General features: G+C 72.2%; 16 protein-coding genes. 14 read left to right on the top strand and 2 right to left on the bottom strand.

Annotated features, from left to right (window positions below):
- Positions 1-42: 42 nt before the first annotated feature.
- From uvrB to APR03_RS20985, 3 genes are all read left to right on the top strand, one after another.
- Positions 43-2160 (top strand): excinuclease ABC subunit UvrB, encoded by a 2118-nt coding sequence (gene uvrB, locus APR03_RS20975; RefSeq protein WP_253838987.1) that lies wholly within the window; start codon positions 43-45, stop codon positions 2158-2160.
- Positions 2161-2220: 60 nt separating this feature from the next.
- Positions 2221-2649, top strand: a complete 429-nt coding sequence (locus APR03_RS20980) for a VOC family protein (RefSeq protein WP_253838988.1) — start codon at positions 2221-2223, stop codon at positions 2647-2649.
- 287 nt (positions 2650-2936) lie between these two features.
- Positions 2937-3995: a TerC family protein gene (locus APR03_RS20985; protein ID WP_253838989.1), complete on the top strand. Its 1059-nt coding sequence runs from the start codon at positions 2937-2939 to the stop codon at positions 3993-3995.
- A 97-nt stretch (positions 3996-4092) separates the two neighbouring features.
- Here APR03_RS20985 and APR03_RS20990 read toward each other — a convergent pair whose 3' ends face one another.
- Positions 4093-5031, bottom strand: a complete 939-nt coding sequence (locus tag APR03_RS20990) for a hypothetical protein (protein ID WP_253838990.1) — start codon at positions 5029-5031, stop codon at positions 4093-4095.
- A 122-nt stretch (positions 5032-5153) separates the two neighbouring features.
- Positions 5154-5435 carry a YciI family protein gene (locus tag APR03_RS20995; protein WP_253838991.1) on the bottom strand — a complete coding sequence of 94 codons (282 nt, stop codon included), beginning with the start codon at positions 5433-5435 and terminating at the stop codon, positions 5154-5156.
- A gap of 112 nt (positions 5436-5547) precedes the next feature.
- On the opposite strand from APR03_RS20995, the gene sthA reads away from it, so the two are divergent.
- The 11 genes from sthA to gap all read left to right on the top strand — a co-directional run bounded on the left by sthA (position 5548) and on the right by gap (position 21661).
- A complete protein-coding gene (gene sthA / locus APR03_RS21000; RefSeq protein WP_253838992.1) occupies positions 5548-6966 on the top strand; it encodes a Si-specific NAD(P)(+) transhydrogenase in 1419 nt (472 codons plus the stop codon).
- Between the two features lie 107 nt (positions 6967-7073).
- Positions 7074-9869: a tetratricopeptide repeat protein gene (locus APR03_RS25365; protein ID WP_253838994.1), complete on the top strand. Its 2796-nt coding sequence runs from the start codon at positions 7074-7076 to the stop codon at positions 9867-9869.
- 105 nt (positions 9870-9974) lie between these two features.
- Positions 9975-12929, top strand: coding sequence for an excinuclease ABC subunit UvrA (uvrA, locus tag APR03_RS21010; protein WP_253838996.1), 2955 nt, complete (start codon positions 9975-9977; stop codon positions 12927-12929).
- 85 nt (positions 12930-13014) lie between these two features.
- Positions 13015-13500: an OsmC family protein gene (locus APR03_RS21015; protein ID WP_253838998.1), complete on the top strand. Its 486-nt coding sequence runs from the start codon at positions 13015-13017 to the stop codon at positions 13498-13500.
- 63 nt (positions 13501-13563) lie between these two features.
- Positions 13564-15540: an excinuclease ABC subunit UvrC gene (uvrC, locus tag APR03_RS21020; protein ID WP_253838999.1), complete on the top strand. Its 1977-nt coding sequence runs from the start codon at positions 13564-13566 to the stop codon at positions 15538-15540.
- An 18-nt stretch (positions 15541-15558) separates the two neighbouring features.
- Positions 15559-16497 carry an RNase adapter RapZ gene (gene rapZ, locus APR03_RS21025; RefSeq protein WP_253839000.1) on the top strand — a complete coding sequence of 313 codons (939 nt, stop codon included), beginning with the start codon at positions 15559-15561 and terminating at the stop codon, positions 16495-16497.
- On the top strand, positions 16494-17504 hold the full coding sequence (locus tag APR03_RS21030) for a gluconeogenesis factor YvcK family protein (protein WP_253839001.1): 1011 nt from the start codon (positions 16494-16496) through the stop codon (positions 17502-17504). Before rapZ ends, APR03_RS21030 begins: the two co-directional genes overlap by 4 nt.
- A gap of 279 nt (positions 17505-17783) precedes the next feature.
- On the top strand, positions 17784-18707 hold the full coding sequence (locus APR03_RS21035; protein ID WP_253839002.1) for a DUF1684 domain-containing protein: 924 nt from the start codon (positions 17784-17786) through the stop codon (positions 18705-18707).
- Complete coding sequence (locus tag APR03_RS21040) at positions 18704-19243, top strand: NADPH-dependent FMN reductase (protein WP_253839003.1); 540 nt, start codon at positions 18704-18706, stop codon at positions 19241-19243. The genes APR03_RS21035 and APR03_RS21040 overlap by 4 nt, the downstream gene beginning before the upstream one ends.
- An 84-nt stretch (positions 19244-19327) precedes the next feature.
- Positions 19328-20308 carry a DNA-binding protein WhiA gene (whiA, locus tag APR03_RS21045; RefSeq protein ID WP_253839004.1) on the top strand — a complete coding sequence of 327 codons (981 nt, stop codon included), beginning with the start codon at positions 19328-19330 and terminating at the stop codon, positions 20306-20308.
- A gap of 348 nt (positions 20309-20656) precedes the next feature.
- Positions 20657-21661 carry a type I glyceraldehyde-3-phosphate dehydrogenase gene (gene gap / locus APR03_RS21050; RefSeq protein ID WP_253839006.1) on the top strand — a complete coding sequence of 335 codons (1005 nt, stop codon included), beginning with the start codon at positions 20657-20659 and terminating at the stop codon, positions 21659-21661.
- Positions 21662-21747: the final 86 nt, after the last annotated feature.

The following is a 21747-nucleotide window of genomic DNA, read 5'->3' on the forward strand; positions in this document are numbered from 1 at the left end:
GCCGCGCGGGGGAGTGTCAGTGGTCGGTCGTACCGTAGTGGCATGCGACCCGTGACCGATCTGCAGCGCACGGTGGCCCCGTTCGAGGTCATCTCCGAGTACCAGCCCGCCGGCGACCAGCCGACGGCGATCGCCGAGCTGGCCGAACGCGTCCAGGCGGGCGAGAAGGACGTGGTGCTGCTCGGCGCCACCGGTACGGGCAAGTCGGCGACGACGGCCTGGCTGGTCGAGAAGCTCCAGCGCCCCACCCTCGTGATGGCGCCGAACAAGACGCTGGCGGCGCAGCTCGCGACGGAGTTCCGCGAGCTGCTGCCCAACAACGCCGTCGAGTACTTCGTCTCGTACTACGACTACTACCAGCCCGAGGCGTACATCGCGCAGACGGACACCTACATCGAGAAGGACTCGTCGATCAACGACGAGGTGGAGCGTCTGCGGCACTCCGCCACCTCGTCGCTGCTGACCCGGCGGGACGTCGTGGTGGTGGCGTCGGTGTCGTGCATCTACGGCCTGGGCACGCCGCAGGAGTACGTGGACCGCATGGTCCGGCTCGACGTGGGCGACGTGATCGATCGTGACCAGCTGCTGCGCCAGTTCGTGACCATGCAGTACACCCGCAACGACATGGCCTTCACCCGGGGCACGTTCCGGGTGCGCGGCGACACCGTGGAGATCATCCCGGTGTACGAGGAGCTCGCGATCCGCATCGAGATGTTCGGTGACGAGATCGAGTCGATCCAGACGCTGCACCCGCTCACGGGTGACGTGGTGCGCAGCGAGGAGTCGATCTACGTGTTCCCGGCCACCCACTACGTGGCGGGTCCCGAGCGCATGGAGCGCGCCATCGGCGGCATCGAGAAGGAGCTCGAGGAGCGGCTCGCGGAGCTCGAGAAGCAGGGCAAGCTGCTGGAGGCCCAGCGACTGCGCATGCGCACCACCTACGACATCGAGATGATGCGCTCGATCGGCACCTGCAACGGCATCGAGAACTACTCGATGCACATCGACGGACGTGAGCCGGGCACGGCGCCCAACACGCTCCTCGACTACTTCCCCGAGGACTTCCTGCTCGTCATCGACGAGTCGCACCAGACCGTGCCGCAGATCGGCGCGATGTACGAGGGCGACGCCTCGCGCAAGCGCGCCCTGGTGGACCACGGCTTCCGACTGCCCAGCGCCATGGACAACCGACCGCTGAAGTGGGAGGAGTTCACCGAGCGCATCGGGCAGACGGTGTACCTGTCGGCCACGCCGGGCGACTACGAGCGTTCCCTGTCGGACGGTGTGGTCGAGCAGGTCATCCGCCCGACCGGCCTGGTGGACCCCGAGGTCGTGGTCAAGCCGACCACCGGCCAGATCGACGACCTGCTGGGCGAGATCCGCGAGCGGGTCGAGCGCAACGAGCGCGTGCTCGTGACCACGCTGACCAAGAAGATGGCCGAGGACCTCACGGACTACTTCCTGGAGCGGGACGTCCGGGTGCGCTACCTGCACTCGGAGGTGGACACGCTGCGCCGCGTCGAGCTGCTGCGCGAGCTGCGTCTGGGCGAGTACGACGTGCTGGTGGGCATCAACCTGCTGCGCGAGGGCCTGGACCTGCCGGAGGTGTCGCTCGTGGCGATCCTGGACGCCGACAAGGAGGGCTTCCTGCGCTCCGGCCGGTCGCTGATCCAGACGATCGGCCGCGCGGCCCGCAACGTGTCGGGCCAGGTGCACATGTACGCGGACAAGATCACGCCCGCGATGCGCGAGGCGATCGACGAGACCAGCCGCCGGCGCGAGAAGCAGATCGCGTACAACACCGAGCGCGGGATCGACCCGCAGCCGCTGCGCAAGAAGATCGCCGACGTCACCGACATGCTCGCCCGGGAGGACCTGGACACCCAGGAGCTGCTGGCCGGCGGGTACCGCAACAGCCGCAAGGCCAAGGGGGAGGGGCGGAAGGGGGCGCAGGTGCCGGGCGCGCCGAAGGAAGCCGCGACGTCGGGCAACCGCCTCGCGGGGGCCGCGGCGAGCGAGCTGGCGGAGCTCATCCAGGAGCTCACCGACCAGATGCACGCGGCGGCGGGGGAGCTGCAGTTCGAGGTGGCCGCGCGGCTGCGCGACGAGATCTCGGGCCTGAAGAAGGAGCTGCGGCAGATGCAGGCGGCCACGGCCTGACGCACGGCGCCCCGGCCCGAGCGTGGGCCGAGGCGCACCGCACGAGAGGGGAGCACGACGATGGCGACGACGTTCCAGGTGACCTTCGACGCGGCGGACCCGCGGGCGCTCGGCGACTTCTGGTGCGAGGTGCTCGGGTACGTGCGGGACGCCCCGCCCGAGGGCTTCGCCACGTGGGAGGAGGCGCTGACGGCCTGGGGGCTGCCCGAGGAGCGGTGGAACGACAAGAACGCCCTGCGCGACCCGGACGGAGCGGGCCCGCGCATCTTCATCCAGAAGGTGCCCGAGCCCAAGACGGCCAAGAACCGGGTGCACCTGGACGTCAACGTCGGCGCCGGACTGCGCGGCGAGGAGAGGGTGGCCCGGCTCCGGGCCGAGGCGGACCGCGTGGAGTCCCTGGGCGCGACGCGGGTGACCGAGGGAAGCGAGCTCGGCGACTTCTGGATCGTGATGCGCGACCCCGAGGGCAACGAGTTCTGCCTCCAGTAGCGGCGCGCGGGCCGGGTCCCCACGGCGCGTGGACGTGGCGTGCGTCACGTTCGGGAACAGATCGGGCGTCCCGTATGCTTCCCCCGTTGGAGGGGAGTACCTCGTAACGGCTTGGTCGTCATCACAGCTGCCGATGACGTCAGCTCGGCCAGGCCGGCTCGTGGTGCATCGTGGTCTGGTTTCGGTCAGGCTGGTGCACGCGCGGGCGAGGAAGACCTCCGGTGCCCTGTCGTACACACCGGAGGCTCGATGCGGTCGCGCGTTCCTCCTCGTTCCGGAAGGAAACAATGGTCCACGAACTACCCGTGACCTTCGAGATCATCGCGCTCGCGGCGATGGTGGTCCTGCTGGTGGCCGACCTGCTGATCGTCGGTCGACGGCCGCACGTGCCGTCCATGAAGGAGAGCGCGATCTGGGTCGGCTTCTACGTCGCCCTCGCCCTGATCTTCGGTGGCATCGTCTGGGGCGTTGGTGGCGTCACCCCGGCCGCGGAGTTCTACGCCGGCTGGCTCATGGAGTACTCCCTGAGCGTCGACAACCTCTTCGTCTTCGTCATCATCATGGCGCGGTTCGCGGTGCCGCGGGAGCAGCAGCAGCGTGTGCTGATGGTCGGCATCATCATGGCGCTGATCTTCCGTGCGGCGTTCATCCTCGCGGGGGCCGCGCTCATCGAGCAGTTCACGTGGCTCTTCTACCTCTTCGGTGCGTTCCTCATCTACACGGCGATCCACCAGGCGTTGCCGCAGAGCGAGGAGGACAAGGACGACTACAAGGAGAACGTCCTCATCCGGCAGATGCGCAAGGTCCTCCCGCTGCACCACCAGTACGACGGCGGGCGGCTCACCACGATGGTCGACCGGCGCCGGCTGTTCACGCCGCTGATCATCGTCTTCCTCGCGATCGGCTCGACGGACGTGCTCTTCGCCGTCGACTCCATCCCGGCGATCTTCGGCATCACGCGGGACCCGTTCATCGTGTTCGCGACCAACCTGTTCGCGCTGATGGGCCTGCGGCAGCTCTACTTCCTGCTGGGCGGCCTGCTCGACCGGCTCGTGTACCTGCCGTACGCGCTCTCGGTGGTGCTCGGCTTCATCGGCATCAAGCTGATCCTCGAGGCGCTGCACACCAACTCGCTGTCGTGGATCAACGGAGGCGAGGGCTTCGAGTGGGCGCCCGAGGTGCCCATCTGGCTGTCGCTCACGGTGATCGTCGTGTCGCTGGCGGTGGGGACCATCGCCAGCCTCGTGAAGTCCGCGCACGACGCGCGCAAGGAGGCGGCGTTCGAGCCCGCGGCGGAGCAGGCGACAGAGCCGGCGGAGGAGAACGCGTCCGACTCGGCGAAGTAGCTCTCCCACCACAGGCCGGCGGCCGCACCCCGCGTACGACGGGGTGCAACCGCCGGCCTGTGGTGTGCCCGGTGCCCGATGCCCGGGCCGAGGCCGGTCACACGACCGTGTAGTCCACCTCGATGGTGAAGACGTCCCGGGAGCCCGACCGGAGCGTGCCCGTGAACGCCCTGTCGTGCTGCTCGGGCTCGGCCGGTGCGGACGGCGTCACCTCCACGGCGCACGTCCGCCCGGCCGCCGCGAGGTGGTCCGCCCGCAGGCGGTAGGAGCCGGGCTGCCAGCGGGCGTCGGGCCCGGCCGCCGCCTCCAGCACGTGGTCGAAGAGCGCGAAGGTGGCGTAGCCGGCCACCGAGACGGGCAGGGCGGGGTGGCCGGTGAAGTGTCCCCGGCACAGCGTGGGCTCCACGGTCAGCTCCGCCGTGCCGCCGCGGGCGCCCGCGGCCACCCCCGTCAGGGGCGCCGGCGCGGCGAACGGGTTGGCCGGGCCTGCCGCGTCGGGCGCCGTGGCCGGCCCCATCAGCCGCCGGAACACGGGCTCCGACATGACGAGGTATTCCATGTCGAGCCGCGCGACGAGGCTGCCGCCGGCGTCGCGCAGCTCGGTCTGGGCGACCGCCCGGTTGCGCCCGGACATCCGGGCGGTCGCCGTGCCGTGCAGCACGCCGGCCGAGCCGGCGGTTCCGGAGCTCGGCGGATACATCCGGCCCACGCCGCGGTGGGCGAGGTAGTAGTGCCGCCCGGGGGCGGGGTTGGTCGAGGCGGCGGCGCACAGGCCGAGGATGGCGAGGTGCCGCCCGGCCTCCGCGATGTTGATGACGGGTACCTGACGTCCGGTGGGGGTCTGGACCGGGACCGTGGCCAGGGCCAGCCCGGGGACAGGGACCGTGAGGTCGCCGAGCGCGTAGTAGGGCGGCGTCACGCAGATGCGCGGACCGATCTCCTCGTAGGTTGCCGGAGCGGAGGTTGCCGGCGAGGAGGTTGCCGGAGCGGAGGTCGCTGTGGTGGTGGTCGCTGCCGGATTCTCGACAGTGGTCATGCCGTGCCTCCCGGGACGTATGGAGCAGTGTCCGAAAAGGCATCATGTGCACCATGGCGCGCGCCACGCCAACCGAGAAACCCGACTTGTCGGTAAAACTATTCACATGGCGAAGTATTGGTCTATTCCGCCAGGCCGCCGATGACGATGTCCCACGCCCGCACGCTGCGCTCGGCGATGACCCCGCGGGTGGCGAAGGGGTCCGCGTCCAGGATCTGGAGCGCCTCGGGCGCCGAGCCCGCCTCGACGATCACGAGCGCGCCGACGCCGCCGTCGACGGGGCCCGACGCCCGTACGACGCCGTCCGCGTTCAGGGCGCGCAGGAAGTCGCGGTGGCTCGGGCGGACCTCGTCGCGCGTCGCGACGTCGTCGGTGTACGTGTAGCTCACGGCGTAGATGCTCATGGCGTCAGCCTGCCACCACCGAGGGCGAGCCGGTCAACTCCCGGCCTGAGCTCCCGGCGCGAGTTTCCGGTCCGGTCTCGTCACGGGGCCGCCGGGGCGCCACACTCGGACCATGGACGCAACCGGGAACCACTTCGACCTCGTCGTGATCGGCTCCGGCCCCGGCGGGCAGAAGGCCGCGATCGCGGCCGCCAAGCTCGGCCGCCGGGTCGCGGTGGTCGAACGACGCGACCAGGTCGGCGGTGTCAGCCTGCACACCGGCACCATCCCGTCCAAGACCTTGCGCGAGGCCGTGCTGTACCTGACCGGTCTGCAGATGCGCGACGTGTACGGGTCCAGCTACCGGCTCAAGGAGCACATCACCGTCCAGGACCTGCTGGCCCGCCTGCAGCACGTGATCGGGCGCGAGATCGAGGTGGTCCGCAACCAGCTCGCCCGCAACCACGTCGAGACCGTGGTGGGCAGCGCCCGGTTCGCCGGCCCGCACGAGGTCGAGGTGACCGACGCCGAGGGTGACGTCGTGCGCCGGCTGAGCGCGGACAAGATCGTGGTCGCGGTCGGCACCCGCCCCGCGCGGCCGGCTCACGTCGACTTCGACGGCGTCCGCGTGGTCGACTCCGACGGCATCCTGGCCATGGCCGACGTGCCCCGCACCATGGTGGTGGTGGGCGCCGGCGTGATCGGCATCGAGTACGCGTCCGTGTTCGCCGCGCTCGGCACGCGCGTCACCGTGGTCGAGGCCCGCCCGCGGATCCTCGACTTCTGCGACTCCGAGGTGGTCGAGGCGCTCAAGTTCCAGCTCCGCGACCTGTCCGTCACCTTCCGGCTGGGGGAGACCGTCGAGTCCGTCAGCGCGGGCGACGGCGGCACCGTCACCACCCTCGCGTCCGGCAAGCGGGTACCCGCCGACTGCGTGCTCTACTCCGCCGGCCGCCAGGGCGCCACCGACGGCCTCGACCTCGCCGCAGCGGGCCTGGAGGCCGACGCGCGCGGCCGGCTCCAGGTGGACAAGCAGTTCCGCACCGACGTGGAGCACATCTACGCCGTCGGCGACGTCATCGGGTTCCCGGCGCTCGCGGCGACGTCGCAGGAGCAGGGGCGGCTGGCCGCGTACCACGCGTTCGGGGAGCCCGTGTCCTCGGTGCTGGAGCTGCAGCCCATCGGCATCTACACGATCCCCGAGATCTCGTACTGCGGGGACACCGAGGACCAGCTCACGACCGCGGGCGTGCCGTACGAGGTCGGTGTCGCACGCTACCGCGAGCTCGCCCGCGGGCAGATCCTGGGCGACTCCTACGGCATGCTCAAGCTGCTGGTCTCCACCGAGGACCGCAAGATCCTCGGCGTGCACGTCTTCGGGACCGGCGCCACGGAGATCATCCACATCGGCCAGGCGGTCATGACCACCGGCGGGACCGTGGACCATCTCGTCGACACCGTGTTCAACTACCCGACCCTGGCCGAGGCCTACAAGGTCGCGGCGCTGGACGTGACCAACAAGATGCGCGACGTCGAGCGCTTCGGGCTGTGACCTGCGGCGCGTCCGCGACGTCCGGCAACCTTGTTGCATTCAAAGAATGAACCAGTCCTGCCCGCCCTCTTGCAGGCCCCTCGGTTCGTCCGGTTGACTTTGTTCTCGTGGTGGTCTCGGAGCTGTCGACCCGGCTGGCCGCTGCGGTCCGGGCCGCCCGCACCGCGGCAGGCCGCGGCCTGCTCCAGCCTGCGGTCCAGGACGGGCCGCTCGACGCCGTCGCGTCCCCCACGGCCCTGCTCGACCCGGCGCGTGCCGTCGTGCCGTTCGTGGGCCGCGAGCGGGAGCTCGCCGAGCTGAGCGCCTGGGCGGGGAGCGACGCGCCGGTCAGCCTCCGGCTCGTGGTCGCGCCGGCAGGCTTCGGCAAGACGCGGCTCGCGCAGGAGCTCGGGGCGCGGATGACCGCCGCCGGCTGGACCGTCGTCCCCGTGCCGCGGGGCCGGGAGGCCGCCACGGTCCGTGCCCGCCCGCCCGGCGACGTCCTGTTCGTCGTCGACCACGCGGCCACCCGGCTCGGCCTGGACACGATGCTCGACGCGCTCGCCCGGCCCGCGCGCGGCCGCACCCGCGTGCTCATGCTCGCCCGGGTCGCCGGCGAGTGGCTGCGGCGGCTGCGCTGGAGCTCGGCGCTGTGGGAGCGGCTCGAGCGCGACGACGCCACGCAGGTCGCGCTCGACATGCGGCTGGGTCCCGCGCTGCCCGACGCGGTAGTGCTGGACGGCGCCGTCGAGGCGTTCGCCGCCCACCTGGGTGTGCCCAGTCCCGGCGTCGCCGCCGTGCGGCTGCTGGACCCCGCGGGCGGCGCCCGCGTCTCCGACCTGCACGCGGGCGCCGCGCTGGCCGCCCTCGCCGCCGCCGGGGTGCGCGTGCCGGACGACGAGCCCAGCCCCGTGCGCGGCCTGCTCGCGGTGGCCGCGGACGCGTGGGCGCGCTCGGCGCACGCGGCCGGGCTGGACCTGGACCTCGACGAGGTCCAGGACGTGGTCGCGGCGGCCTGCCTCCTCGGGGTGGAGGACGCCGCGGGCGCGCGCGACGTGCTGCGCCGCGTGGTGCCCGGCCTGCCGGGACGCGCCGGTGCGCGCTGGCTGCTCGGACTGCCCACCACCGCGGCCGAGCTCGGGCCCGCCCCGGCCGGCCCGGACCGCCTCGGCGACCTGCTCGTGGTCGACCGCCTCGGCCGCTCGGTCGCGCTCGTCGGGTCGTGCACGTGGGGACTGTCGCGGAAGGTCGCGCTGCGTGTCGTGCGCGTCGCGCGGCGGCTCGAGGTCGAGCTGTCGGAGGTGCCGGGCGCCGCCGCGCTGGCCGCTGAGCTCCTGCGCCGCGCCACCGACTCCTACGGCGACGACCCGCGCGCGCTGCGCACGGCCTTCCTGCTCAAGCCGCGCTCGGTCGCCGACGCGTCGCCCGACGACGTGGACCGCGGTGAACGGTCGGTGGCCGCCGCGAAGGACGCCGTGGGCCGCGCCGAGGCGCTCGTCGACCTCGGCTCGTCGCTGCGGGACGTGGCCCGCCTGACCGAGGCGCTCGACGTGCTGGAGACGGGCGTGGCCGCCTGGCGCAAGATCGCGGCGGGGGACCCGGACCGGTACCGCACCGCGCTGGTCTCGGCGATCAACTCCTACGGGTCGGCGCACTGGCGCGCGGGGCACGCCCGCGAGGCGCTGGTCGCGCAGCGCGAGGCGGTCGAGCTGTGCCGGTCGGCACCCGAGCGCGACACGGGGTGGTGCCAGGCCGAGATGGCGCGCGTGCTGATCAGCCTGAACGTGGTGCTCAACGACGTCGGGACGCCCCAGGAGGAGGACGCCACCTTCGCGGAGCTGCTGCCCATCCTGCGCACCCTGGTGGACCGTGACCCACGGCAGTGGGCCACGTTCCTGACCACCGCGCTGTCCAACCGGTCGGTGACGCTGACCGAGAGTCGCCCGGAGGAGGCCCCGCCGTTCGCGCTGGAGGCCGTCGAGCTCAGCCGGCGCATGGTGCTCATGGCGCCCGAGCGGCACCGGTTCGAGCTGGGCTTCGCGCTGACCAACCTCGCCAACGCCTATGCCGCCCTCGGCCGGGACCGGGAGGCGATCGAGCCGCTCGGGGAGGCCGTCGCGCTGCGCCGCGAGCTGGCCCGGGAGAACCCCGCGGCGCACACCTGGACCCTCGCCTACAGCCTCGCCTCGCTGGGCGCCGTCCGGTCGCGGCTCGGCGACCTGGACGAGGCCGTCGCGCTGGAGCGCGAGGCCGTGCTGCTGCGCCGCACGCTCGCCCGCGAGCACCCGGCGCGGTACCGGCGGATGCTGGCGGCGTCCCTGTCGAACCTCGCCGTCACGCACTCGCGGGCGGGCGAGCCGGAGGAGGCCCTGCCCCTGGAGCGGGAAGCGGTGGCGATCCGGCGCAGCCTGGCCGAGGAGGGCCAGCCGGGGGAGGAGTACCTCGCGAGCTCGCTGTCCAACCTGGGGGTGCTGTACTCCGAGCTGGGCCGCCCCGCGGACGCGGTGGCGCCCACCGAGGAGGCCGTGGGCCAGCTGCGCCTGCTGGCGCGCCGCGACCCGGACCGGTTCGAGCCCGACCTCGCCGACGCGCTCCTGAACCTGGGCGCCGCCCTCCTGGACGCACGCCGTCCGCGCGAGAGCGTGCGGCCGACGGCGGAGGCCGTGCGGGTGCGCCGGGACCTCGCACGCCGCAGCCCCGACCGGCACCTGCCGGGCCTCGCGGCGGCCCTGTCCAACCTCGTCTCGGTGCACCTCGACCTCGAGGAGTGGGACGCGGCGGCGGAGCACGCGCAGGAGGTCGTGGACGTCCGCCGCCGGCTCGTCGACGGCTCCTACGCGCACGAGCAGGACCTGCTGCGCGCCCTTGACCTGCAGTCCCAGGTGCGCCGCTCCCGGATGTCGGGCGGTCGCGCGGTGCGGTGACGCGGCGCCACGGCCGCGCCGGCGGCCGGACGACTGTGATGCGTCAGTCAGAATCAGTGATAGAACAGGCGTGCGAATGTCAGTGGGCCGCCCTAGGATGCCTCTGTGAGCAATCGTCTCGTCGTCTCGGGTGCCCGAGAGCACAACCTCAAGAACGTGGATCTGGACCTGCCCAGGGACCGGCTCGTGGTGTTCACGGGGCTGTCCGGCTCGGGCAAGTCGTCGCTCGCGTTCGACACCATCTTCGCGGAGGGGCAGCGCCGGTACGTCGAGTCGCTGTCGGCCTACGCGCGTCAGTTCCTGGGCCAGATGGACAAGCCCGACGTCGACTTCATCGAGGGCCTGTCGCCCGCGGTGTCGATCGACCAGAAGTCGACCAACCGCAACCCGCGCTCGACCGTCGGCACCATCACCGAGGTCTACGACTACCTGCGCCTGCTGTTCGCGCGCGCGGGCACGCAGTACTGCCCGGTCTGCGGCGAGAAGGTGCAGTCGCAGACGCCGCAGCAGATCGTCGACCAGATCCTGGAGCTGCCCGAGAGCACGCGCTACCAGGTGCTCGCACCCGTCGTCCGCGGCCGCAAGGGCGAGTACGCGGACCTCTTCAAGGAGCTCCAGGCGAAGGGCTTCTCGCGGGCCCGCGTCGACGGCGAGGTCGTCCAGCTCACCGAGCCGCCCGCGCTCGAGAAGAAGCTGAAGCACGACATCGAGGTGGTCGTGGACCGGCTCGTGTCGCGCGAGGGCGTGCAGCGCCGGCTCACCGACTCGGTGGAGACGGCGCTGGCCCTGGCCAACGGGCTCGTGATGATCGAGCTGGTCGACACTCCGGACGACGAGGGCATCGACGGCCCCGCTCGCCTCCGCAAGTTCTCCGAGAAGCGCGCCTGCCCCAACGAGCACCCGCTGGCCCTCGACGAGATCGAGCCGCGCACCTTCTCGTTCAACGCGCCGTACGGCGCGTGCCCCGAGTGCACCGGTATCGGCTTCCGCCTGGAGGTCGACCCCGACCTGATCGTCCCGGACGACGAGAAGACGCTGCGCGAGGGTGCCGTCGCGCCGTGGGCGCAGACCTCCTCGGAGTACTTCGAGCGGGTGCTGTCGGCGCTCGCGGACGAGATGAAGTTCTCCATGGACGTCCCGTGGCGGGCCCTGCCCGAGCGGGCCAAGGAGGCCGTCCTGCACGGCCGGGACCACAAGGTCCACGTCCGGTACAAGAACCGCTGGGGCCGTGAGCGGCAGTACTCGACCGGGTTCGAGGGGGCCGTGACGTTCCTGGAGCGGCGGCACCGCGAGACGGACTCCGACTGGTCCAAGGAGAAGTACGAGGCCTACATGCGTGAGGTCCCGTGCCCCACCTGCGGCGGCGCGCGGCTCAAGCCGGAGGTGCTCGCGGTCAAGGTGGACGGCCTGTCCATCGCCGACGTGTCGCGCCTGCCGGTGGGCGAGGCGGCGGAGTTCCTCAAGGGCATCGAGCTGGGCGTGCGCGAGGCGCAGATCGCCACCGAGGTGCTCAAGGAGATCCACGCGCGGCTCGGCTTCCTGCTCGACGTCGGTCTGCACTACCTGACGCTGGAGCGCCCCGCGGGCACACTGTCCGGCGGCGAGGCCCAGCGCATCCGGCTCGCGACCCAGATCGGCTCGGGCCTGGTGGGCGTGCTGTACGTGCTGGACGAGCCGTCCATCGGCCTGCACCAGCGGGACAACCGCCGGCTCATCGACACGCTGACCCGGCTGCGCGACCTCGGCAACACGCTGATCGTCGTCGAGCACGACGAGGACACGATCCGCGCGGCGGACTGGATCGTCGACATCGGCCCGGGCGCGGGCGAGCACGGCGGCCACGTCATCCACTCGGGTGACTACGCCGGTCTGCTGGAGCAGAAGGACTCGCTGACGGGTGCCTACCTCTCGGGCCGCCGGTCGATCCCGCTGCCCGCCGTGCGGCGGCCGGTCGACCCGGACCGGCAGGTCACGGTGGTCGGCGCGCGCGAGAACAACCTGCGCGACGTGGACGTGTCGTTCCCGCTGGGCGTCCTGACGGTCGTGTCGGGCGTGTCCGGGTCGGGCAAGTCCACCCTCGTGAACTCGATCCTGTTCACGGTGATGGCCAACCAGCTCAACGGCGCCCGCCGGGTAGCGGGCAGGCACCGGCGCGTCACCGGCCTGGAGCACCTCGACAAGGTGGTCCACGTGGACCAGGGGCCGATCGGCCGCACCCCGCGGTCCAACCCCGCCACGTACACCGGCGTGTGGGACCGCATCCGCAAGATCTTCGCGGAGACCGAGGAGGCCAAGGTCCGCGGCTACGGGCCGGGCCGGTTCTCGTTCAACGTCAAGGGCGGCCGCTGCGAGGCGTGCGCCGGTGACGGCACGATCAAGATCGAGATGAACTTCCTGCCCGACGTCTACGTGCCGTGCGAGGTGTGCCACGGGGCGCGGTACAACCGCGAGACGCTCGAGGTGCACTTCAAGGGCAAGACGGTCGCCGACGTGCTCGACATGCCCATCGAGGAGGCCGCGGAGTTCTTCAAGGCGTTCCCCGCGATCTCGCGCCACCTGTCCACGCTCGTGGACGTCGGTCTCGGCTACGTGCGGCTCGGGCAGCCCGCGCCGACCCTCTCCGGCGGTGAGGCGCAGCGCGTCAAGCTGGCGGCGGAGCTGCAGAAGCGGTCGTCCGGCCGGTCGGCGTACGTGCTCGACGAGCCGACGACGGGCCTCCACTTCGAGGACGTGCGCCGCCTGCTCGGCGTGCTGCAGTCGCTGGCCGACAAGGGCAACACGGTGATCGTGATCGAGCACAACCTCGACGTCATCAAGAGCGCCGACTGGGTGATCGACATGGGTCCCGAGGGTGGCAGCGGCGGCGGCACGGTGGTCGCGCAGGGCACCCCGGAGGCCGTCGCGGCCGTGCCGGAGAGCCACACGGGCACCTACCTCGCGGAGATCCTGGACGCGGACGCCGTCGCGGCGGCAGCCGCGCGGCCCGCGGCGTCGAACGGGGCCGCCCGGCGCAAGCCCGCCGCCCGGAAGACCAAGGCCAAGGCGGCCGCCGGCGCGTGACCCGGGCGGCAGGGTCACGCGCCGGTCAGCCGCCGGCACCGCGGCAGGCGTGGCTTCCGGGGCAGGGGGCACCTAGGGTGTTCCCATGAGCGGAGCCACGCATGACTACGCCGTGACCGTGCGCTGGACGGGCGCCGGGGAGACGGGCACCTCGTCGTACACGTCCTACTCCCGGGACCACGAGATCGACCTGCCGCACAAGCCGCCGCTGCCCGGTTCGGCCGACCCGGCGTTCCGTGGCGACCCGGCACGCAACAGCCCTGAGGAGCTCTTCGTGGCGAGCCTGAGCCAGTGCCACATGCTGTGGTTCCTGCACCTGGCGGCGGAGTCGGGCCTGGTCGTGCGCGAGTACACGGACGCGGCGACCGGCACCATGCGCGTGGAGTCGCGCGGCGAGGGCGCCTTCACGGACGTGACCCTGCACCCGAAGGTCGCCGTGGACGCCGGCGAGCTCGCCACCGACGAGCACCTGGCGGCACTGCACCACAAGGCCCACGCGATGTGCTTCATCGCGCGCTCCGTGAACTTCCCGGTCCGGGTCGAGCCCACGCCGCTGCACGTCGTCGCCTGACCCGCTGGTGCCGCCCCCGCCGGGCGGCACCGGCATGTCAGTGGCAGCGCTTAGGTTGGTGCCATGGCGGATCCAGCTACCTACAGGCCCAAGGCGGGAGAGGTCCCGACGTCGCCCGGTGTCTACCGGTTCCGCGACGAGCACGGCCGCGTCATCTACGTGGGCAAGGCCAAGAACCTGCGCCAGCGTCTGGCGAACTACTTCCAGGACGTGGCGCACCTGCACGAGCGCACGCAGCGGATGGTGACCACCGCCGCGTCGGTCGAGTGGACGGTGGTGGGCACCGAGGTCGAGGCGCTCGCGCTGGAGTTCACCTGGATCCAGCAGTACGACCCGCGGTTCAACGTGAAGTACCGGGACGACAAGTCGTACCCGTACCTGGCGGTGACCCTGGGGGAGGAGGTCCCGCGCGCCCAGGTGATGCGCGGAGCCAAGCGCAAGGGCACGCGCTACTTCGGGCCGTACGGGCACGCGTGGGCGATCCGCGAGACTCTCGACCTGCTGCTGCGGGTGTTCCCCATCCGTACCTGCTCGGCGGGCGTCTACAAGCGGGCGGGCCAGTCCGGCCGGCCGTGCCTGCTCGGGTACATCGACAAGTGCTCGGCACCGTGCGTCGGCCGGATCAGCGTCGAGGACCACCGGGCGCTCGTGCTCGACTTCTGCGACTTCATGGCGGGCGACACGGCCAAGTTCGAGCGCCGCCTCACCAAGCGCATGCAGGAGGCGGCCGCCGAGATGGAGTACGAGCAGGCCGCCCGCCTGCGCGACGACATCGAGGCGCTGCGCCGCGCCACCGAGAAGAACGCCGTGGTGCTCGGCGACGCCACCGACGCCGACGTGTTCGCGCTCGTGGGTGACGAGCTCGAGGCCGCGGTCCAGGTGTTCCACGTGCGCGGCGGGCGCATCCGCGGCCAGCGCGGCTGGGTGGTCGAGAAGGTCGAGGACATCAGCGACGCCGAGCTCGTCGAGCACCTGCTGCAGCAGGTGTACGGGTCGGCCGAGGAGACCGAGGGAGCCGAGGCGCGCGACGCCGTGCCGCGCGAGGTCCTCGTGCCCGTGCTCCCGCCCGACCTGGACCAGGTGGGCGCCTGGCTCAGCGGCCTGCGCGGCGCCCGCGTGGACGTGCGCGTGCCGCAGCGCGGCGACAAGAAGGAGCTTGCGGCCACGGTCCGCAAGAACGCCGAGCACGCGCTCATGCTGCACCGCACCCGGCGGGCAGGCGACCTCACCACGCGCAGCCAGGCGCTGCGCGAGATCCAGGAGGCGCTCGACCTGGAGTCGGCGCCGCTGCGCATCGAGTGCTACGACATCTCGCACACCCAGGGCACCTACCAGTCCGCGTCCATGGTCGTCTTCGAGGACGGGCTGCCGCGCAAGAGCGAGTACCGGTCGTTCAGCATCCGCGGCGCGGACGGCGACGGCGCCCGCGACGACACGGAGGCGATGCACGAGGTCATCACGCGCCGGTTCCGGCGCTACCTGGCCGACCGGCTGCGGTCCAACGACGTCGAGATCTCGGCGGGCGACGACGGCGAGGACGACCCGGCCGGCACGCTGCCCGGCGGGGAGGTCGCCGCCGACGCCCCCCAGGAGAAGGGGCGGTTCGCCTACCCGCCGAGCCTCGTGGTCGTCGACGGCGGGCCGCCGCAGGTCGCCGCCGCGAAGCGCGCCATGGAGGAGCTCGGCATCACCGACGTGGCGCTGTGCGGCCTGGCCAAGCGGCTGGAGGAGGTGTGGGTCCCGGGGGAGGAGTACCCGGTGATCCTGCAGCGTTCCAGCGAGGGCCTGTACCTGCTGCAGCGCGTCCGCGACGAGGCGCACCGGTTCGCGATCACGCAGCACCGCAGGCGCCGCAGCAAGGGCATGACGGCCTCGGTGCTCGACGACGTGCCGGGGCTCGGCCCGGCCCGCAAGAAGATGCTCCTGACCCACTTCGGCTCGCTCAAGCGGCTGCGTGCGGCGAGCGTCGAGGAGATCGCGAGCGTGCGCGGGATGGGGGACAAGACGGCGCAGGCCGTCGTCGCCGCCCTGAACGCCTGACGCTGGCATGCTGGTGCCATGAGCAACACCGAGCCGTCACCGACCACCGCACCCGAGGGGATCGCCGAGGTGGACGCCGCCACGCACGGACCCGACCACAGCGAGCCGCAGGTGCTGGTGATCACCGGGATGTCAGGGGCCGGGCGCACGCGCGCCGCCGCCGTCCTGGAGGACCTCGACTGGTACGTGGTGGACAACCTGCCGCCCATGATGCTGGTGCCGCTGGTCGATCTCATGGCCAAGGGGTCGAGCATCGAGCGGGTCGCGGTCGTCGTGGACGTGCGCGGACGGGAGTTCTTCTCCGAGCTCGACAAGGTGCTCGTGCACATGACGGAGGCCGGCGTGGCCTACCGCATCCTGTTCCTGGACGCGAGCGACGAGGTGCTGGTGCGCCGCTTCGAGCAGGTGCGCCGCCCCCACCCGCTGCAGGGCGACGGGCGCATCCTCGACGGCATCGCCGAGGAACGGTCCGTGGTGGCCACCCTCGCCGCACGCGCCGACCTGCGCATCGACACGTCCGACCTGTCCGTGCACGACCTCTCGCGGGAGATCCGGACCTGGCTCGCGCACGACGGCGAGCAGCAGCTGCGCATCAACGTGATCTCGTTCGGGTTCAAGTACGGCATCCCTCTGGACGCGGACCACGTGGTGGACGTACGGTTCCTGGCCAACCCGTACTGGATCACCGAGCTGCGGCACCTGACCGGGCGTGACCAGCCGGTACGCGACTACGTCCTCGCCCGTCCGGGCGCCGTCGAGTTCGTGGACCGCTACGTCGACGCCCTGGCCCCGGTGCTCGCCGGCTACCTCAACGAGGAGAAGCGTTACGTGACCATCGCCGTGGGATGCACGGGCGGCAAGCACCGGTCCGTCGCCATATCGGACGCCATCGCGCAGCGGCTGCGCGCCCGCGGGCAGCTCGTCTCCGTCTCGGCACGCGACCTGGGCCGCGAATGATCCCGCACCCGCCGGGAGCACCCGACGTCCCCGCCCCGGAGTGGAGCAAGAACCCGTCGGTCGTCGCGCTCGGCGGCGGGCACGGGCTGTCGGCCAGCCTGTCCGCGCTGCGCCTCATGTCGGACCGCCTCACCGCGGTCGTGACGGTGGCTGACGACGGCGGCTCCTCCGGCCGGCTGCGCGACGAGCTCGACGTGCTGCCCCCCGGTGACCTGCGGATGGCGCTCGCGGCGCTGTGCGACGACTCCGAGTGGGGCCGGACGTGGAGCGCCATGCTGCAGCACCGGTTCTCGTCGTCGGGCGAGCTGGACAACCACGCCATGGGCAACCTGCTCATCGTGGCGCTGTGGGAGCTGCTGGGCGACCCGGTCGAGGGCCTGGACTGGGTGGGCCGCCTGCTCGGCGCCCGGGGCCGTGTGCTGCCCATGGCGTCGGTGCCCCTCGTGGTCGAGGCGGACGTGCGCCACGCCGTGGAGCCGGGGCAGCCCGAGCGGCCGCTGGAGACCGTGGTCGGGCAGAGCAGGGTGGCGGTCACGGAGGGGCGGATCGAGCAGCTGCGGCTGCTCCCCGCCGACCCGCCCGCCTCCCCGGAGGCGGTGCAGGCCGTGCTCGATGCCGACTGGGTGGTGCTGGGGCCGGGGTCCTGGTACTCGTCCGTGCTGGTGCACCTGCTCGTGCCCGAGCTCGCCGAGGCCCTGCACGCCACCAAGGCGCGCCGCTGCGTCACGCTGAACCTGTCCGCCGAGAACGGCGAGACCGCGGGCCTGACCGCCGTCGACCACCTGGAGGCGCTGCACAAGCATGCGCCCGGGCTGCGGATCGACGCCGTGCTGGCCGACCCGTCCGCCGTCGAGGACGTGGCCGCGCTGGAGGCCGCGGCCGCGTCCATGGGCGCGCGCGTCATCATGCGTCAGGTCCGCCGGGGCGACGACACCGCCCGGCACGACGGGCTGCGCCTCGCCGCTGCCTACCGCGACGTGTTCGAGGGCGTCTACGGCGACGTCTGACCGTCCGCGATGCGAGACCTGGCCTCAGGACCGTTGACAGGCTCTGCCCCCGGCCGTAGTTTTCCGCGCACCCAATTCCGATCAATCCGATCGGAATTAGATCCGGAGGGAGGGCGGCATGGCTCGAGCGAGGGGCCTCGTGACGCGAGCGGGCATGCGGACGAGCGCCACGACGGGGGTCTGGCACAGCCGGCCCCGGCGTCGGGGCCAGTGGTGCGGTCCAACAAATAGTGTGCCAAGCGCGCCGCGCCCAGCCCACGTCCACGGCAAGGACCGGACATGACCGAGGCCCGCGCCACCGCCGACACCACCACCGACACCACCACCGACATCGCAACCACCGACGGCACGACCCCAGCACCTGAGCCGATCGCACCGGAGCCGATCGCACCGGAGCCGCCCGAGCGCGAGCACGCCGCGTGGCGCGCCGCGCGCGAGCGTGAGCTTCGTGAGCCCCACGGCTGGCTCAGCCCGACGGCGCTCCTGTGGCCGACGGCGGAGCCCCGCCGCCTGCCCGGCGTCCCGGGGCAGTGGTGGGTCGCGGACGGGCGGCTGTACACGCGCCCGGTGCCGGGCGACACGAGCGTCCTGGCCGGCGGCCTGGTCGTGCGCGGCGGTCCGACCTCCGTCTCCGTGGCCGAGGGGCGCGGCCTGGTCCTCGGCACCTTCCTGCCGCCCGAGCGGTCCGGCGCGGCCGGCCCCGCCGAGCAGGAGGTGGCCGTCGAGGTGGTGCGGCGCACGGGCCGGTACGCGGTGCGCCTGCGGGACCCGCAGGCCCCGACGCGCACGGGCTTCACGGGGGTGCCGACGTTCGCGTACGACCCGGCCTGGGTGCTGGACGCGCCCGTGCGCTGGTACGACCGGCCCGTGCCCCTGACCGTCGGGGCCGCGCAGCCGCGCCTGGTGCACCGTGTCGAGGCCGTCGGCGAGGTGGAGGTGCGCCACGACCACGTGCTGCTCCTGACCGGCAGCCTCCTGGCCCCGCGGCTCCTGTTCACGGACGAGGCGGAGGGCGTGGCGCCGTGGCGGGTCGTGCGCGCCGGGGTGCCGGGCGAGATGCCGGCGGCGTCGGACACGCTGCGGCTCGATCTCAACCGGGCGACGAACCAGCCGTTCGTGTTCACGGCGTTCGGCACCTGCCCCGCGCCGGTGGCCGGCAACCATCTGCCGTTCCCCGTGACCGCGGGCGAGAGGCTGCCGTGACCGCCGGAACGGCGGACCGCGGGCCGTCCGGCGGCCTCGTGGTGGTCAGCGGCAACCCGCGCGCCGGCTCCCGCACCCTGGGCGTCGCCGAGGCCGTGGCCCGGCGGCTGGCGCCGGCCCTGGGCCTGCCCGGAGACGCGGGGGAGACGGTCGATCTCGCGTCGCTGGCGCCGGAGGTGCTCACCGGGTCGGCGGCGGTGACCGCCGCCCGGGACCGGGTCGCGGGGGCGCGCGTCGTCGTCGTGGCCACGCCCGTCTACAAGGCGTCCTACACGGGCCTGCTCAAGGCGTTCCTCGACGGGTACGGGCCGGACGCGCTGGCGGACGTCGTGGTCGTGCCCGTCGTGGTCTCCGCCGGCCCCGCGCATGCGCTGGCCGGCGAGGTGCACCTGCGTCCCGTGCTCGTCGAGCTCGGTGCGGTGGTGCCCGCCCGCACGTTCGCGGTCACCGAGGCACAGCTCGCCGACCTCGGGCCGGTGCTCGACGCGTGGGTCGACCGCTGGTCCGCGACCGTCGCCCGGGCGACCCCCGGGTGATCCCTGCGACACGCCGGGACAAATACCCCGAGTTTCCGCGATTCCACCCGGTTGGTCGGGCGCTGACCATGGCAGGATGACGCCATGGCGCTCACGGGACAGGTCAAGGAGGAGCTCGCTCGGGTGAGGGTCGCGAAGACGTCGTGCCGCAAGGCCGAGGTCTCCGCGACACTGCGGTTCTCCGGCGGTCTCCACATCATCTCCGGTCGGGTGGTGATCGAGGCCGAGCTCGACACCGAGTCGGCGGCGACGCGGCTGCGGCACGCGATCCACGACCTGTACGGCCACACCAGCGAGCTCATCGTGGTCCAGGCCGGCGGACTGCGGAAGAGCAGCCGGTTCGTGGTGCGGGTGGTGCGCGAGGGCGAGTCGCTGGCCCGCCAGACCGGCCTGCTCGACGCGCGCGGCCGCCCGGTGCGCGGCCTGGCCCCCGAGGTCGTCTCCGCCGGGGTGCAGGAGGCCGAGGCCGTCTGGCGCGGCGCGTTCCTCGCCCACGGGTCCCTCACCGAACCCGGCCGCTCCATGGCGCTGGAGGTGACCAGCCCGGGCCCGGAGGCGGCGCTCGCGCTCGTCGGGGCCGCCCGCCGGCTCGGCGTCGCCGCGAAGTCGCGCGAGGTGCGCGGCATCGACCGCGTCGTGATCCGCGACGGCGACTCCATCGGGCGCATGCTGGAGCGCATCGGCGCACCCGAGACGCTCAAGGTCTGGGAGGAGCGCCGCGAGCGCCGCGAGGTGCGCGGCACGGCCAACCGGCTGGCGAACTTCGACGACGCGAACCTGCGCCGGTCGGCGCGGGCCGCGGTGGCGGCGGGTGCGCGGGTGCAGCGGGCGTTCGAGATCCTGGGGGACGAGCTGCCGGAGCACCTGCGCCAGGCGGGCGAGCTGCGGCTGGCGCACAAGCAGGCGTCGCTGGAGGAGCTGGGCCGGCTGGCGGACCCGCCGCTGTCCAAGGACGCCGTGGCGGGCCGGATCCGGCGGTTGTTGTCGACGGCGGACAAGCGTGCGCTGGAGCTCGGCATCCCGGACACGGAGGCGGGCCTGCCCGCTGACCTGCTGGATCTCTGAGCGGATCGCTGAGTGGAACGCTGAGCGCGGCCGGGCGGGCGGCGTCGTGCGGCGGCAGGAGTTCACCCGGTACGGCGCTGCCCTGCCGCATCCGATTTGTGAGAACGAACAGAACCGGCAGTTTCACACTGTCCGGCTCGGGTCACGGTCGGGTGCGGATCGGGTATAGGCTCGAAATCGTCAGGTGACGACGCCGTGACCAATGCGTTTCCCGTTCGGGTCGTCGCGTGGTCGCGGTGCCCGGAGAACCCTGGCGAACGCACCTCGCCGTCGGCCTTCGACGGCAGTGGCGACAGATACAAGGAAACGTGTGCGCCGGGACGGCCGGCGCCCCCTGAGGAGGGCATTGTGACCATCCGCGTCGGCATCAACGGCTTCGGCCGCATCGGCAGGAACTTCTACCGGGCTCTCGTGGAGTCGGGTGCGGACATCGAGGTCGTGGGTGTCAACGACCTGACCGACAACAAGACGCTCGCGCACCTGCTCAAGTACGACACGGTGCTGGGCCGCTTCGGCAAGACCGTCGACTTCGACGACGAGAACATCATCGTCGACGGCAAGAAGATCCGTGCGCTCGCCGAGCGCAACCCGGCCGACCTCCCCTGGGGCGAGCTGGGTGCGGACATCGTCATCGAGTCCACGGGCTTCTTCACGGACGCCACCAAGGCGAAGGCGCACATCGACGCCGGTGCCAAGAAGGTCATCATCTCGGCCCCGGCCAAGAACGAGGACGCGACCTTCGTGATGGGCGTCAACAACGAGCTGTACGACCCCGCGGCGCACCACATCATCTCGAACGCGTCGTGCACCACGAACTGCCTCGCCCCGCTGGCCAAGGCGCTGAACGACTCGATCGGCATCGAGCGTGGCCTGATGACCACGATCCACGCCTACACGGGTGACCAGAACCTGCAGGACGGCCCGCACAAGGACCTGCGCCGTGCCCGTGCGGCCGCGCAGAACATCGTGCCGACCACCACGGGTGCCGCCAAGGCCGTTGCCCTGGTGCTGCCGGAGCTCAAGGGCAAGCTCGACGGCTACGCGCTGCGCGTGCCGGTCATCACGGGCTCGGCCACGGACCTCACGTTCGAGGCCCCGCGCGAGGTGACGGTCGAGGAGGTCAACGCCGCGGTCAAGGCCGCCGCCGAGGGCCCGCTCAAGGGTGTGCTGGAGTACGTCGAGGACGACATCGTCTCGTCGGACATCGTGACCAACCCGCACCAGAGCATCTACGACGCGAAGCTCACCAAGGTGATCGGCAACCAGGTCAAGGTCGTCTCCTGGTACGACAACGAGTGGGGCTACTCGAACAGCCTGGTGAACCTCACCGTGTTCGTCGGCGAGAAGCTCTGACGGCTCTCGTCCCGGCGTGAACCCCGACGTCCGCGTGCGCATCGGCCTGCCGGCGCACGCGGACGTCGTCATGTGACGGAACCTCG

Source organism: Promicromonospora thailandica (genome assembly GCF_024171955.1).
Classification (GTDB): Bacteria; Actinomycetota; Actinomycetes; order Actinomycetales; family Cellulomonadaceae; genus Promicromonospora; species Promicromonospora thailandica.

Coding starts and splice junctions, on each gene's coding strand:
- uvrB (WP_253838987.1), top strand. CDS start 43: ATGCGACCCGTGACCGATCTGCAGCGCACGGTGGCCCCGTTCGAGGTC.
- APR03_RS20980 (WP_253838988.1), top strand. CDS start 2,221: ATGGCGACGACGTTCCAGGTGACCTTCGACGCGGCGGACCCGCGGGCG.
- APR03_RS20985 (WP_253838989.1), top strand. CDS start 2,937: ATGGTCCACGAACTACCCGTGACCTTCGAGATCATCGCGCTCGCGGCG.
- APR03_RS20990 (WP_253838990.1), bottom strand. CDS start 5,031: ATGACCACTGTCGAGAATCCGGCAGCGACCACCACCACAGCGACCTCC.
- APR03_RS20995 (WP_253838991.1), bottom strand. CDS start 5,435: ATGAGCATCTACGCCGTGAGCTACACGTACACCGACGACGTCGCGACG.
- sthA (WP_253838992.1), top strand. CDS start 5,548: ATGGACGCAACCGGGAACCACTTCGACCTCGTCGTGATCGGCTCCGGC.
- APR03_RS21015 (WP_253838998.1), top strand. CDS start 13,015: ATGAGCGGAGCCACGCATGACTACGCCGTGACCGTGCGCTGGACGGGC.
- uvrC (WP_253838999.1), top strand. CDS start 13,564: ATGGCGGATCCAGCTACCTACAGGCCCAAGGCGGGAGAGGTCCCGACG.
- rapZ (WP_253839000.1), top strand. CDS start 15,559: ATGAGCAACACCGAGCCGTCACCGACCACCGCACCCGAGGGGATCGCC.
- APR03_RS21030 (WP_253839001.1), top strand. CDS start 16,494: ATGATCCCGCACCCGCCGGGAGCACCCGACGTCCCCGCCCCGGAGTGG.
- APR03_RS21035 (WP_253839002.1), top strand. CDS start 17,784: ATGACCGAGGCCCGCGCCACCGCCGACACCACCACCGACACCACCACC.
- whiA (WP_253839004.1), top strand. CDS start 19,328: ATGGCGCTCACGGGACAGGTCAAGGAGGAGCTCGCTCGGGTGAGGGTC.